This is a genomic window from Priestia megaterium, from assembly GCF_046599315.1.
Taxonomy (GTDB): Bacteria; Bacillota; Bacilli; order Bacillales; family Bacillaceae_H; genus Priestia; species Priestia megaterium_F.
Map to the genome: position 1 here is coordinate 39,439 of NZ_JBKIKC010000020.1, position 12,881 is coordinate 52,319.

The following is a 12,881-nucleotide window of genomic DNA, read 5'->3' on the forward strand; positions in this document are numbered from 1 at the left end:
GTATATTTTATTTACATCTTTTTTACCATATATTTCTGTAGCTCCTAACTATATTGTATTCGCAATATAGCGCCTAACCTTAATAGAAAATTACATTTTATTGGTTTTTTACAAATTTATTTCATTTTTAAAATCTTTATTTCAATTATTGAAGGTAATAACCTATAAATATACCCTATGTTAAAATGGATTAAACTTTAATTTATAAATTTTTTTAAAATAGTGAGAAGGGGGTTCATTGATAGATGACAATCATTAAAATCAAAGAGATGTTAGAAACTTTATTACAGTATGAAGATAGTGAAATCACTCATACCATTTGTAATGTAAATAATACCTTTTCTCTCAGTTATTCTAAAGAACTAAAGAATTTTCAAGTAACAAATGTTGAAACAGGTTATATTGAACATTTTCCGGATGTGGAGACTACGTCTATAGCTTTGTGTAGAATAATAAATACTGCGGAAAAAGAAGGCACTGAACAATAAGTTACTTTTAAAATTTACATAATAGGAATTCTAGGTAGTAAAAGGATAAGGAATTTAATTCAAGGATATTTCTTTCATATCGTTATGTTAGTGTGAGGGACAGAAGAAACAAATAAAATAAATTATTTGGTCTCTTTGTACCTAAAGTTTCCTCCTGATGGGAAGGAATACATTTATTTATGAGCATAACCGATATAAAAAATGCTTAATACTCTAATTGAATATGAGGATAGCACGATTACCCATACCATGCCTGGATTAATGGAATTAGTGTATTCTAAGGCACTTCAAACCTTTCAAGTTACTACATTTGCTGATGGAAATGTATCACCATATGACGATATAGATATTGCTTGCGACGCTTTATATACCATATACAACCTTAGTTAACATAATGGAGGTTATAGGAAATTGCATAACAAAAAGCCCTTTTATTAAGGGCTTTTTTATTTTTTCATCTTTATCAAAGATACTAATTTGAAGCAAAATCTTCTCGATCCGCAGCTTCTGGTAGAACTGCTGTAGACTTCTTCATAATTGAACACCTCTCCACATAAATTATTATTTATCATTTACCTGTTGTTTTTAACTTAAAATCTTGTTTTATAGTGACCAACCACTATATTATAACTAAATAGTTAATCCTCTTTACTTTAATCGACCCTAGGTAGCTGTTTAGGTAGTAGAAAATAATATTCTTTCTAACATTCTCTTCACCGACGATAGAGTTGTTCCGTGAAAGGGCCAGATTGTTAAATAATCAGGAAGAGTAAAAATAGTGATTAAATATTGTTTTGTTTACGAAATGTTAAACCTTACTAGCGTTTTTTATAAATATAGGACTATTAAAAAAGAAATTAGTATTTCTTGAATTAAAGGAATAACGTAATGTTGAAACAGTAGGTTTGGATCTGATTCTCTAATGGTTTAAAAGAGGCCGGCCTTTAAGTGTCACATACTTAAAGGCCAGCCTCTAAGTTATTATTATGGGATTGCATAAACTTCGACAGTGAAGCTTTCTCCATCGGTGTTTTCCGGTCTGGCAATGTAGAAATCTTCGCTCGTTTTGATTTCTGTCTCGGATCCGTCTGTAAGGTCATTGAAGATCGTTTCGTCGATGCCGAAGCTGATGTCTTTCATGACATCGAATTTCGCATTAGTAGGGCCGTCGACGATTTTCCATTGTAACTTGGTCGCGTAAGAAGGGATATTCCCGATCGTGAAGTTATCACTTGATCGGTTATCCTGTCCATCCTGAGGCTGGCCTTCCGATCTGATCGTAGCTATTTTCTCAGGGGCTTCGACCTGCACATTGAAAGTGTCCCCATCCAGAATCCTATCATAGGCGTACCAGGCACCAAGCCATGTCCCTGCAGCGCCGTTCGATTCGGTTGAAATCATTTTTACTGAAAAATTATCCGATCCATTGGTCGCCGAACCTTCCCAGGTGGAAGCAAACGGATATTCGTCACACTGCTTGCCGGTCCGATCCTCATCTCCGAATTCCCTGTCACAAGTCCTTCTTGTCTTGTTCCTATTGCGATTATATTCATCCTGATGACGTTTCGTATACATCCGTGTCAGTGTGCTGTCTCCCACAGCTCCCGGTATTTTCTTTCCAACCATTTGAGGCTTCGTCTGATCTGGATAATCCATCGCAAACTTCCAATGCTGTCCAGCTTCGGCTAACATCGAAAATTCTGGCTTTGTGACCGGAACATTGAAGATTGGTCTGGCTTTACTGAATACGGCTCCTTGCCAGAAATATTGATCTGGGAAAGCAAACATATATTTTGCAGAATCGTAACGAACGGTCTGTTTAATACCATCAATGCTTTTTTTGAATTTCCTTGGTGCATGTGTAAGGGTAAGTTTTGGCCAAAATTCCATGTACCCTAACTGATCAGGGTTTGCGTCAGTCGGTGGGGGTGCTTCTGATGTGAAAATTTCTGTGCTGAAGTTCGTGTTTTTCCATTGGGCGATTGTTCGTTCCGTCGGCGGAAAGTCAGGATCCTCTTTACAGTCACCTGCGTTTACCTTGGATTCACATACCATATCAATTTTTAACTTGGCCCCATTCAAGGATGGATGGGTCACGAGGATATTATCAAGTGTATAATAGACCCTCATTTTCCGGCTTTGGTTGGAGCCATAACCTATTTCAGTGAATTGAAATTGAACGCCTTCGTAAAAACAGAACCCACCAATGCATTTTACTGGGACTTGATATGTTGCGACGTGGGACCAACAGAAGGAATACCGGTTCTTAATATACCCTGTTTCTGAACTGCTGTCTGGACTTCCCTGGCATTCTTCTGTAGTCAGGATATGATCATAGTCGAAGTCAGGGGGTGTCCATCCGGCTGCTGTCTTGATCGGAGGCGCCATGTTCGCTCTGTATGTTGTGTCACTTTGCTGGTCTTCCTCCATCAATTTATCTAATGTCTGGATGCCTTCTTTTTTCTGGATCTGATCTTGCTTAATTCCAATCTCTTCAACTGACTTGCCTTGCTTCATAAGTTTAGTTGCCTTTTCAATCTTCTCCTTGTTGTTTGGGAGCCAATAACCTCCGCCATTTGAATCAGACTGCGCTTGCGCCGGTGAAATCATTCCTGTGACCAAAAACAAAAAAAATACAGATAAAACGATACGTCTATAAAACCTGGACATCCTATCCCTCCCTTATTTTTTGATTTGGAATAAAATGTTGTCTTAGAAACATATAGAGGAATTATCTTTGCAGATAATAAACTAGATTCATTACTTCGATGGCATCCAAATCGATGATAGAATACTATAAAAAAAATTCTCCCACAATATAATATAAGGAAAATGAAACCAAAAACCTACAATAATTACCATATTAATTAGCGTGCTAGGAAAAATGGGTCATATAAAAAATCCCTTTATTTATAAAGGTTCTCCACAATCGGGCGCCATTTGTCGTCATTAAGGTAAATAGTTAAACTGTGGATTTTTATGAAATACTTTACGATTTACTTAACATAAAACAAATTATAGGAAATAAAATAGTGAAAAGCCTTTTAGCAAAAAATTATATTTTTATGTACAGTTTTAAACTTTATCAGAATTAACGAGCATTTTTGGAAGATATCTTTTATAAAGGAGGGTTATCTCATAAGTATGGTGGAAATGATACCAGGAAGGTTATATATTGGGGGACGAATAAAAAACTTCGATTGGAATTTTATTTATAGCCATATTTCAGCTATTATAAATCTTCAAATACAACAGGATCAACCACCTTTTGACTTCAGTCACCGGATCATGATTTGGGCGCCTCTTACTCTCTCTTCACCTCCCAGTCTGCAATGGACTATAGATATGACTAAGTTGATAAATAACCTAATTGATTCAGGGTACTCTGTTCTATTACATGATACAGCAGGAATTCAACGTCTAGGATTTGTCATTACAGCGTTTTATATGCAGCGTTTTAGCCTAGGACGAGATCAAGCTCTATCAGTTATACGTCAAAGAAAACCAGACATTAATCCACCTGAGAATTATATGAATTTGTTAGCTCAATTTGAGGCTTATATCCAACATCCATGATTTCTAATTTATTTTAAATAAGACTATTATCCTTTCAGTCAATATGTTAAATTATCGGAAATTATAGTTTACAAAAAAGCAGTTGATTATTATTTCAACGGCTTTTTTAGAGAGTATCCATTTGTCTATATGAGGTAAAACATTTATCTTGAACAAGTTACCATAATCACAATTCTAGGTACTAAAAAATAAATCAAAGTAGCCATCTCTAAGGAAAATAACAATAGTTGACAATTTGGTTAATTATTATATAATAGTTTTATGACTTTAGAACAAACAAATGACCTTCAAAGAGTTAAAATATTTAATGCATTAGCAGATGAAAAGAGAATAAATATTATTCGTATCTTATCTCAAGAAGAAAATTGCCCGCGATGTACAGATATTGGAAGGAGTTTAGGAATTAGTAAATCAAATGGTTCTTACCATTTGAAAATTTTATCTGATGCACAGCTGGTAACAATTAAACGAGAAGGTGTAACTAAATACGTTTCTTTGAATACCGAAATATTTAAACAATACCTTCCTGGATTTTTGGCTACATTATAAAGTAGCTTTTTTTTCAATAATTAGTTTTAAAGTTTTATGACTATTTGATCAAAGAGGAGTTATTTATGAAAAACAGGACGAATTATCTCATTGTAACGTTATGTTTCATTGTTCTATCTGGTGTCATTAATGCTATTTTATTTAACGTGGCTCTTGAGGATATGACAAAAGATTTGAGTGTTACGAGCTCTGCAATCAGTTGGATTGTTATTTCTTATACATTGGTTATTACTTTTGGCTCAATCACATATAGCAAATTAGCTTCCTACATTCAGATAAAAAAATTATTAATGATTGGTGTTCTTTTATTCACTTTAGGTTCAGTAATAGGCTACTTATCTAATGGATATATTGGAGTTCTGATAGGACGTGTTATTCAAGCTATGGGAGGCAGTTCTTTTATTGCTTTATCCATGATCACAGCAAATCAATATCTTCCATTAGCTAAGCGAAATGTCACTCTTACATTAATAGGAGGGTGTTTGTCTCTAGGTTCTGGATTTGGTTTTTTGATGGGAGGAATACTAACTCATACCTGGGGATGGCCATCCTTATTCTTATTTATGAGCCTGACTTTACTCGTAGTTTTTGGCCTATACTACTTTGTCCCCTCTGGATATGCTGGTAAAGAGAAAGTGACTAAACCCTTTGATTTTTCCGGGTTGTTTTATTTATTTCTCTTTGTTATTTCTTTTATCTTAGGAGTAAAACTAAATGGATATTTGCTTATTCTAAGCGTCCTTTCTATCCTCTTATTAGGCTTGCATAGTAAAAAACAAGGAGTCTTGTTATTTATTGATTTTTCCGTATTTCGATCTTATTCTTTTAACAGATTAATCTTAGTTAGCTTTATTAATAATGCAGCCATGGTAGCTATTTTGTTTCTTTTTCCTTTACAGGCCATTCGAACATTTCATGTATCGACTATCCTAATTGGTCTTATCTTATGTAGTATCTCAATAGTAGGCTTTTTGATTAGTCTACTTGTGAGGAAAGCTGTTCATTTTATAAGTAACAAGAAATTAATGGTTATATCTATTGGTGTACAATTAATAGGTTTTGGCATTCTAATCTTTCTTGGTCTTCATTCTATGGCTATGATCACACTAGGAGTATTATTTATCTATATAAGTTTTAGTGCTCTAACTGTAATTATTAATATTGAAATTCCTCATACAATAGAGAAGGAGAAAATGTCGATGGGGATAGGGGTATACAATCTCTTCAACTTTTTAGGGATGTCTTTTGGTCCTTCCATATCCAGCCGTTTATTAGAGATTTCTTCAAATCTTAATTTTTCCTTCTTCTTCTTTGTAGTGTTATTAATCCTTTCTTTTGTGTTATCTATAGTAGAACGAAAGAGTACTGAGTAATATGAGATTTACAGCAAACTACTCAAGACGTGCTGCAACGTCAGCTAATCGATGATTACCATTCATGAAACAGAAAAACTACCCTGTCAGACAGCAGGGTAGTTTTTTCTGTTTTTACGCTGTATATGGTATACATCTTTAGTTAACATAGTGTACCTTATCAGTATGGAATAGAAAAGACGCCTTTTTGTTTTAAAAATAAGTAATCGCTTTCATTTTTTCGCTTTCTCAAAATGATTTGATAGGTTATAATAAATATCTACAAAAATATTAAATGATATGTAAGTAACAAGCAATTACACCCTTAATATTTAACAACAAGAAAATCCCTTGCATTTAAGGGATTTTCTTGTTATTAAGTTTTCTTTTTTTATAATTGTATCTTCAACTTTTTTTAGCCTGCTCGAGTATATTGGATACGTAATCAGCTTTTTCGTCCGAATAAAAGAGTAGTGTAGTATATCCTTTAGTAATGGCGCTAAGTTTTCTTTCACTATATTGCTTGGCTATACGTGGATTATTTCTTAAGTAATTTCTTATAAGGAGGTTATTTATCGGTTGCTCGCTATTCCAAATGACAACAGCAAGGTCATAGGCATGTTCTTGACGTTTTCGAAAATATAATCTTCCCGTTCCATCCATTTCTCCAAACCCTTCATAACCAAGCTGTATTAGATTATTAGCTACGGAGTTTTTCAAATCGAGTGTTTTAACACCTATTAGGATATCAATAATGGATTTTGCAAACATCCCTTGTATCGGGGTACTGCTAAAATGCTGTATATCAATGGCACCTTCTTTAAAAGCTTTAAAAGGATTTACCCTTTCATTTTGAAATAAAATAGTCCACTGTTTATCATAAGGAACTACACTAATTATCTCATCAATTTTCATTCGAAATCCCACTTCCTTTCTTTGAAATATTACATTAGTACATTGATATGGGTTAATGTATACGATATACAAAGTTAGTTAACACAATCACTCTTTCCAGAAGACATTAAAAAGAGAACCCTTATTGGGAGAAGGGTTCTCGGTGGGGCCTTGTTTCTTCTTTATGCAGCTTTTTATGCATCCTTGATATAACGGTATTTCCTTGGATAAGTGGATAGAATTTGATGTATAAAAAGTGCACGTTTTATTCATATGCTCGTCCCTATAAAAATAGTCTTTTTTGAAAAAAATGTGATATTGTTTACTTGCGGTTATATTCTGGCACTTTATAATTGCGAATCCCGATAAAAAGCTACCTCACTTACCAATGTAGGGAGAGCTTTTTATTTTTTCTACAATTTATAATAGTATGTGACCTATTTTAGACTAATGGTCAAAACAGCTTTATAAAGCACAAATAAGGCAACGGAATAACCTGTTTCCTTTTAAATAACAGATGATCGTAGGGTATTAGTCTAGGACCCGTACACGTACTGCTTCTAGACCCCTTTGACCTGTTTCTACGTCAAAGGAAACCTTTTGACCTTCTCTCAGATCTGCATAACCATTCCCTTCAATAGAGCGAAAAGAAACAAAAATCTCAGTTTCATCTTCTGTTGTAATAAAACCATATCCTTTATTAAAATTGTACCACTTAATTGTTCCATTTTGTCTTCCCATATAATCTTCCCCCTAAATTATCAGTCTTTTTATATTGTATAACATTTGTATCATGGAGAGGAAATCAATGGAGAAAATTGAATTGTGTCTTTATTATTAAGTCTGGTTTTTCTAATCTATAAAATTAACGTAAATTCATTTTCCTTAATACACCGCCCGTAAAAGCATACTCTCACGGACAAAAATTAAACGTTATTAGCGAACGGTTTTAAAAGTTCGTTTAAGTACAAAAACCATATACGAACGCCTTTAATCTAGCACGCGACTTTTACGAACAGTTTTAATACTGGATATGTAACAGATAAAGCTTTCCATTAAAATAAGTTACAACATTTACACACTTTATGGAAAAAGCCTATATTTGTTGGCAGGGAGTATAAAACGTTAAATAGGAAAGGCTCCTTAAATAAAAAAGTAAAAAGCATAAACTACCTACAGGTGGTTTATGCTTTTTGACTTAAGATAATAATAAAAGAAAAGTTGTCAACTATCACCTTAACACCGTAACGCTTTAAAGTGAATTCTGAAATTATTTACTCTATATACTTATATTAAGAGAATAATCCATGTCGCATAACCCTAATATCCGTAGCTCAACCTGTTTTAACAGAAGAGCAAATGGAACAAATCAATTTCATCTTGATTGAAGCATCACATACAAATAAACAAGTATACCTTACATATTATAAGAACGGACAGCGTATAATCGAAACAGGATTCATACAATTTGTTGACTCCCTAGGGGATTTATTTATTTTTATAGATGAAGTATTTGAATTAAAAATTAAAATAAAGTTAAGTGAGCTAATTGATGTTCGTTTTATGTAAGGAAAAAATAAAAACGTATTCAAAATAAGCACTAACTAAAAGAGGAGATAGTCAGTGCTTATTTAGATAAAGTATTAGTTATTTTTTCTACTGTATGATCTTATGTTTACTGTCGATTTCACAACTATTTTCTTTTATATTATTACACTTTAGAATTTTTGGATGATAATAACTCCACCAATGATTAAAACTATTCCTATTACTCTAGGAATGCTTAAAGAGTGCACATGCACTCCTATTAATCCAAAGTGGTCAATTAAAGTAGAAGCAACCATCTGACCTGCAAGAATATAAGCAACTGTAGCAGTCGCTCCTAGCCGAGGTATAAGTATAATAGATGCAACTACATAAAAAGCTCCTAAAAGACCGCCGGTCCATACCCACCACGGTGCTGCGAACCATTCTTTATTCACACTCATACCTTTTCCGAACAAAGATATAATAAGCAAAACAATTGCACCTACTATAAAAGAAATAGTCGAAGCAATGATAGGGGAATGTACGACAGATCTCAATTGAGCATTGACACTAAATTGAGTAGGTAAAGCCATGCCAGCTAATAATGCAAATATAATTAAGAAAATTATCATTATAGCCCTCCCATAAATCTTTTATATTCAACAGAGCTGATTGCAACTGAGAATTGTTAATATTTCTTCTATATTTGAATGACTAAAGAAATTTCAATACTAAAAAGCACCATGTTCGCTCAACAAGTAGCTTCTGCACATGACCAGCCTCTTGCATGTTTCAAAGTAATCTCAATAAACATTGATAAAGCTGGAGAAATCCACTTATTTTTGCGATAAGCGACTTGGGAGAAAATTTGTTTAAAGTCACCGACACAGGGAATTATTTTTAACTTTCCTTCCTTGATTTCATCATTTACTGTCATTAAAGGTAAACAAGCAATACCAAGCCCACTCATTATACAACGTTTCATCGCTTCTATACTCCAAAGCTCCATCGTGTGGGAAGGGACGATTCCCCGTTCTCTAAGGTACTCTTCAAATATCGTTCGATAACTGCATTCTTGCTCGTTCACAATCAGACACTCGCTTATCCTTTGATTTTCGTAGCCTTTATCTAAAATATTCAGCAAGCAACAATCAGCACTTCCAACAAGGACAAGTGGTTCGTCCAATAACGAATGGACGATTAAATCTGAATCCTGCAACTGCGGCAACATGACAAATGCAATATCTGCACTACCATTAAGTATTGCTCTCTTATTATCTCCGCAGGTTGCGTTGCTTAAACTGATATTTACATGAGGAAACTTCTTTCTATATTCTCTTAATATTGGTTCTAGACGGTATACCGTTAAAGACTCTGGGGCTGCAATCTTTAATTCCCCTCTTATTTCCTCTCCATCATTGGTGATGCTTTCGATCTTTCCATAGGTATCTAAAATCTCTTGAGTATAGGGCCACAACTTCTTTCCAATATCAGTCAATCTAACCTTTCGACCCATTCGATCAAAAAGAGGTGCACCTATATGTTCTTCAAGTGCCTGAATATGAGAAGTCACCGTGGATTGAGTGTAACCTAAATGTTCTGCTGCTTGTGTAAAGCTACCCGTTTCAATGATCTTTTTAAATGTAACAAAATGACGTATTTCCATCATATCACCCACTTTTATTTTACTTTTGGTTTTATAGTATCAAAAAAATCGATGGATAACATCGTGTTTTTCAATTTTACTGATAATAAGTTATGACTTAATATTAAGGACAATAGAAAACAGGACAATATTTGAAGATAACAGGGGTGATTAAGTTTTGAGACATATACACTATAGCTGGTTTATTCTGGTTATAACATTTTTTTCTATTATTGTAGCCGGAATCGTCATGTCATCATCAGGGGTTTTCATAGAACCTTTCGAAAATGAATTTGGCTGGGATCGTTCTGTTATTGCACTAGCTTTTGCCATTAGTATGTTTTTATATGGTATATCAGGTCCGTTTATGGCAGCATTACTTAATATAATTGGCTTAAAAAAATTGATGATTATTTCTATGACAACTTTGCTGACTGGCATTATACTAACGTTCATTATGAATCAATCATGGCAGATGATCATCATTTGGGGCTTTATTATTGGGCTAGGATCAAGTCTTTTTTTAACAGTGTTAAGTCCATATGTGGCGAATCATTGGTTTGAGAAAAGAAGAGGGCTTGCAGTAGGAATATTAACGGCAAGTACAGCGACAGGTCAGTTAATTCTACTTCCTGTTTTGGCGGCTATTATAGAAAATTATTCGTGGCGCCCAGCACTTTGTTTAATTATGGTCCTTAGTTTCATTATGCTTATAATAATCCTCTTATTTATGAAAAACACACCAAAGGATGTTGGTATTCTTCCCTATGGACTTGAACAAGAAGTACAAGGGAGCAATGAAAGACAAAAGGAAAATCCTATTACTATAGCCTTCAAGGGTTTATTCGAAGCTGTGAAAGTGAAGGAATTTTGGTTATTAGCTGGAAGTTACTTTATTTGTGGGCTTTCAACGAACGGCTTAATTGGTACACATTTTATTTCTTACTGTATGAGTTTTGGACTCCCTTTAGTTACAGCAGCTTCGTTTCTTTCGTTTATGGGAATTTTTGACCTGGTAGGAACAACTCTATCCGGTTGGCTATCAGATCGTTTCGATAATCGGTGGCTATTGTTTTGGTACTACGGCTTAAGAGGAGCTTCTCTTGTATTACTTCCTTATGCATTAATTGAAGGGTCTATGACTATGCTAATTATCTTTACTGTGTTTTATGGATTAGATTGGATTGCAACTGTTCCACCAACTATTAGTATCTCAAGACGAATCTTTGGCATCAATAAAAGTGGAATAGTTTATGGTTGGATTAATGCATCTCATCAGGCAGGTTCTGCAGTAGCAGCATATGGAGGCGGTCTAATTTATAGATTTTTCAACTCTTATACGTGGGCCTTCGTCTTAGCAGGAGCCTTCTGTATATTAGCAAGCTTATTTGTCATTATTATTAAAAAACAATATTCAAATCAATTAACTAAAGAGGGAGTAATGAATAAACAGCAATGCATAGAAAACTAAAATCGATGTATCTACTTTACTCGCACCGTAGAGGATAAATTATTTATCCAACAAATTTTTTATGGATTTGGAAAAGCATCCTGTATTGGATAGAATCTATTTAATTATTAAAAGGTGCTTTTCTGAAGTGGCTAAAACCTAATTTCTATGTGCTTAAAGCGAGAAATTAGGCTTTTTATTTGAATTTCCTTGATATTGTATATCTGCGTTTTCCTAAAGCTATTTTTAATTACCTTTTTCTTCTTTATAATTCTCTTTTATTAGTATCTTCTCACATAGGACTTGCTTAACTCAGGGTTTTTACGGGTTTTTCTTACATATAAAAGAACAAAAATTATAGCAATTGAAACGTTAATATAGATAAAGTGTCCTTACTTTTTAAAATTGATTGCTTTATTGTCATGTATCAAGTATTATCGTTGATTGCATACTTTTTCCACTTTGTTTGGCTTTTTGTCCACTAACTGTCTTAAGTTATCCACATTGACCAGAACGATTCCAACGATAATCGTGATTCCCCCTGCCAACGACAGTAATGTAAGAGGCTCATGATATAAAAGAGCTCCCAAACTAAGGGCAATCAAGGGAGAGATATAGAGCCAAGTGGATGGAAAGACGGGATTCGTTTTGGCTACAAGCCAATAGAAAAGAGTATGTCCCATCATGGAACCAACGATAATTAAGTATAGAAGCGAAGTGATAGCCTTTGGGTTTAGCATGGATTCAATGTGCACTTTTTCCGTGAACAACGATAAAACAAGCAGCATCCCTCCACCATACATCATCTGAGCTGCATTCAAAGTGATGGGGGAGGTATCTTGAAACCGTTGTATTACACGCCGGGAATAGACAGTACCGACAGAATAAAAGATTTGACCTGATAAGATAGCAACGCAGCTAAATATCCAAAACTTATTAAATGTGATAGTAAAACTAGGTAAAAGAAGTAAGATCACACCAGCAAATCCTACGAGGCAACCTGCCCAGGACGTGACAGAAAGCTTTTGCCGAGAAATGCCAGCTTGAAGCAGCAGAATCATGATTGGGGCTGTTGCTGATAATACTGCTGCAATTCCGGAACTCACATACTGCTCTGCCCAATACAATGGTGCAAAAACCCCGAGGGTTAATCCAATTCCTGTAAGGAACATCTCCTTACAGAGTAGAAGTGATAAACTCGCCTTTCTTTTCCAAGCCATCAATAAAAATAGAACCATACCTGCAAGCATAAAACGAATTCCGGCTGAGAAAAAGGGCGATGCCCCCGTATCAATCCCTACTTTGATAGCTAAAAAAGTCGTCCCGAAAATCAAACACATCAAGATATAATTGAATAATACCATTTCTAATTCCTCCTTTTCCTCATCATAAGCAGGAAG

Annotated in this window: 12 protein-coding genes; 6 read left to right on the plus strand and 6 right to left on the minus strand. The window is 34.5% G+C overall.

Annotated elements, in window-relative coordinates; all coding sequences use genetic code 11:
• Nucleotides 1-245: 245 nt before the first annotated feature.
• A complete protein-coding gene (locus ACLHDF_RS28955) occupies nucleotides 246-488 on the plus strand; it encodes a hypothetical protein (protein WP_413921861.1) in 243 nt (80 codons plus the stop codon).
• A gap of 984 nt (nucleotides 489-1,472) precedes the next feature.
• Here ACLHDF_RS28955 and ACLHDF_RS28960 read toward each other — a convergent pair.
• Complete coding sequence (locus tag ACLHDF_RS28960) at nucleotides 1,473-3,158, minus strand: NucA/NucB deoxyribonuclease domain-containing protein (RefSeq protein WP_413921862.1); 1,686 nt, start codon at nucleotides 3,156-3,158, stop codon at nucleotides 1,473-1,475.
• Between the two features lie 474 nt (nucleotides 3,159-3,632).
• Between ACLHDF_RS28960 and ACLHDF_RS28965 the strand changes: the two genes are divergently transcribed.
• The 3 genes from ACLHDF_RS28965 (at nucleotide 3,633) to ACLHDF_RS28975 (ending at nucleotide 5,986) form a co-directional block, all read left to right on the plus strand.
• On the plus strand, nucleotides 3,633-4,064 hold the full coding sequence (locus ACLHDF_RS28965; RefSeq protein WP_413921863.1) for a dual specificity protein phosphatase family protein: 432 nt from the start codon (nucleotides 3,633-3,635) through the stop codon (nucleotides 4,062-4,064).
• Between the two features lie 261 nt (nucleotides 4,065-4,325).
• Nucleotides 4,326-4,613, plus strand: coding sequence for an ArsR/SmtB family transcription factor (locus ACLHDF_RS28970; RefSeq protein ID WP_057238061.1), 288 nt, complete (start codon nucleotides 4,326-4,328; stop codon nucleotides 4,611-4,613).
• 65 nt (nucleotides 4,614-4,678) lie between these two features.
• On the plus strand, nucleotides 4,679-5,986 hold the full coding sequence (locus ACLHDF_RS28975; protein WP_413921864.1) for an MFS transporter: 1,308 nt from the start codon (nucleotides 4,679-4,681) through the stop codon (nucleotides 5,984-5,986).
• Nucleotides 5,987-6,370: 384 nt separating this feature from the next.
• On the opposite strand, the gene ACLHDF_RS28980 is transcribed toward ACLHDF_RS28975, so the two are convergent.
• Together ACLHDF_RS28980 and ACLHDF_RS28985 are read right to left on the minus strand one after the other, a co-directional pair.
• Nucleotides 6,371-6,880 carry a GrpB family protein gene (locus tag ACLHDF_RS28980; protein WP_413921865.1) on the minus strand — a complete coding sequence of 170 codons (510 nt, stop codon included), beginning with the start codon at nucleotides 6,878-6,880 and terminating at the stop codon, nucleotides 6,371-6,373.
• Between the two features lie 510 nt (nucleotides 6,881-7,390).
• Nucleotides 7,391-7,600, minus strand: a complete 210-nt coding sequence (locus ACLHDF_RS28985) for a cold-shock protein (protein WP_413921866.1) — start codon at nucleotides 7,598-7,600, stop codon at nucleotides 7,391-7,393.
• Nucleotides 7,601-8,182: 582 nt separating this feature from the next.
• Here ACLHDF_RS28985 and ACLHDF_RS28990 point away from each other — a divergent pair.
• Nucleotides 8,183-8,428, plus strand: coding sequence for a YolD-like family protein (locus ACLHDF_RS28990; RefSeq protein ID WP_413921898.1), 246 nt, complete (start codon nucleotides 8,183-8,185; stop codon nucleotides 8,426-8,428).
• A gap of 149 nt (nucleotides 8,429-8,577) precedes the next feature.
• Here ACLHDF_RS28990 and ACLHDF_RS28995 read toward each other — a convergent pair whose 3' ends face one another.
• On the minus strand, nucleotides 8,578-9,018 hold the full coding sequence (locus tag ACLHDF_RS28995; protein ID WP_413921867.1) for a DMT family transporter: 441 nt from the start codon (nucleotides 9,016-9,018) through the stop codon (nucleotides 8,578-8,580).
• A 119-nt stretch (nucleotides 9,019-9,137) separates the two neighbouring features.
• On the minus strand, nucleotides 9,138-10,052 hold the full coding sequence (locus tag ACLHDF_RS29000) for a LysR family transcriptional regulator (protein WP_413921868.1): 915 nt from the start codon (nucleotides 10,050-10,052) through the stop codon (nucleotides 9,138-9,140).
• A gap of 157 nt (nucleotides 10,053-10,209) precedes the next feature.
• On the opposite strand from ACLHDF_RS29000, the gene ACLHDF_RS29005 reads away from it, so the two are divergent.
• Nucleotides 10,210-11,502: an MFS transporter gene (locus ACLHDF_RS29005; RefSeq protein WP_413921869.1), complete on the plus strand. Its 1,293-nt coding sequence runs from the start codon at nucleotides 10,210-10,212 to the stop codon at nucleotides 11,500-11,502.
• A gap of 413 nt (nucleotides 11,503-11,915) precedes the next feature.
• On the opposite strand, the gene ACLHDF_RS29010 is transcribed toward ACLHDF_RS29005, so the two are convergent.
• Nucleotides 11,916-12,845 carry a DMT family transporter gene (locus ACLHDF_RS29010; RefSeq protein WP_413921870.1) on the minus strand — a complete coding sequence of 310 codons (930 nt, stop codon included), beginning with the start codon at nucleotides 12,843-12,845 and terminating at the stop codon, nucleotides 11,916-11,918.
• Nucleotides 12,846-12,881 lie beyond the last annotated feature (36 nt).

Bases quoted from the DNA above. Each gene is read 5' to 3' on its own strand.
- ACLHDF_RS28965 (WP_413921863.1), top strand. From the start codon at position 3,633: ATGGTGGAAATGATACCAGGAAGGTTATATATTGGGGGACGAATAAAA.
- ACLHDF_RS28955 (WP_413921861.1), top strand. From the start codon at position 246: ATGACAATCATTAAAATCAAAGAGATGTTAGAAACTTTATTACAGTAT.
- ACLHDF_RS28960 (WP_413921862.1), bottom strand. From the start codon at position 3,158: ATGTCCAGGTTTTATAGACGTATCGTTTTATCTGTATTTTTTTTGTTT.
- ACLHDF_RS29010 (WP_413921870.1), bottom strand. From the start codon at position 12,845: ATGGTATTATTCAATTATATCTTGATGTGTTTGATTTTCGGGACGACT.
- ACLHDF_RS28975 (WP_413921864.1), top strand. From the start codon at position 4,679: ATGAAAAACAGGACGAATTATCTCATTGTAACGTTATGTTTCATTGTT.
- ACLHDF_RS28970 (WP_057238061.1), top strand. From the start codon at position 4,326: ATGACTTTAGAACAAACAAATGACCTTCAAAGAGTTAAAATATTTAAT.
- ACLHDF_RS29000 (WP_413921868.1), bottom strand. From the start codon at position 10,052: ATGGAAATACGTCATTTTGTTACATTTAAAAAGATCATTGAAACGGGT.
- ACLHDF_RS28980 (WP_413921865.1), bottom strand. From the start codon at position 6,880: ATGAAAATTGATGAGATAATTAGTGTAGTTCCTTATGATAAACAGTGG.
- ACLHDF_RS28985 (WP_413921866.1), bottom strand. From the start codon at position 7,600: ATGGGAAGACAAAATGGAACAATTAAGTGGTACAATTTTAATAAAGGA.
- ACLHDF_RS28995 (WP_413921867.1), bottom strand. From the start codon at position 9,018: ATGATAATTTTCTTAATTATATTTGCATTATTAGCTGGCATGGCTTTA.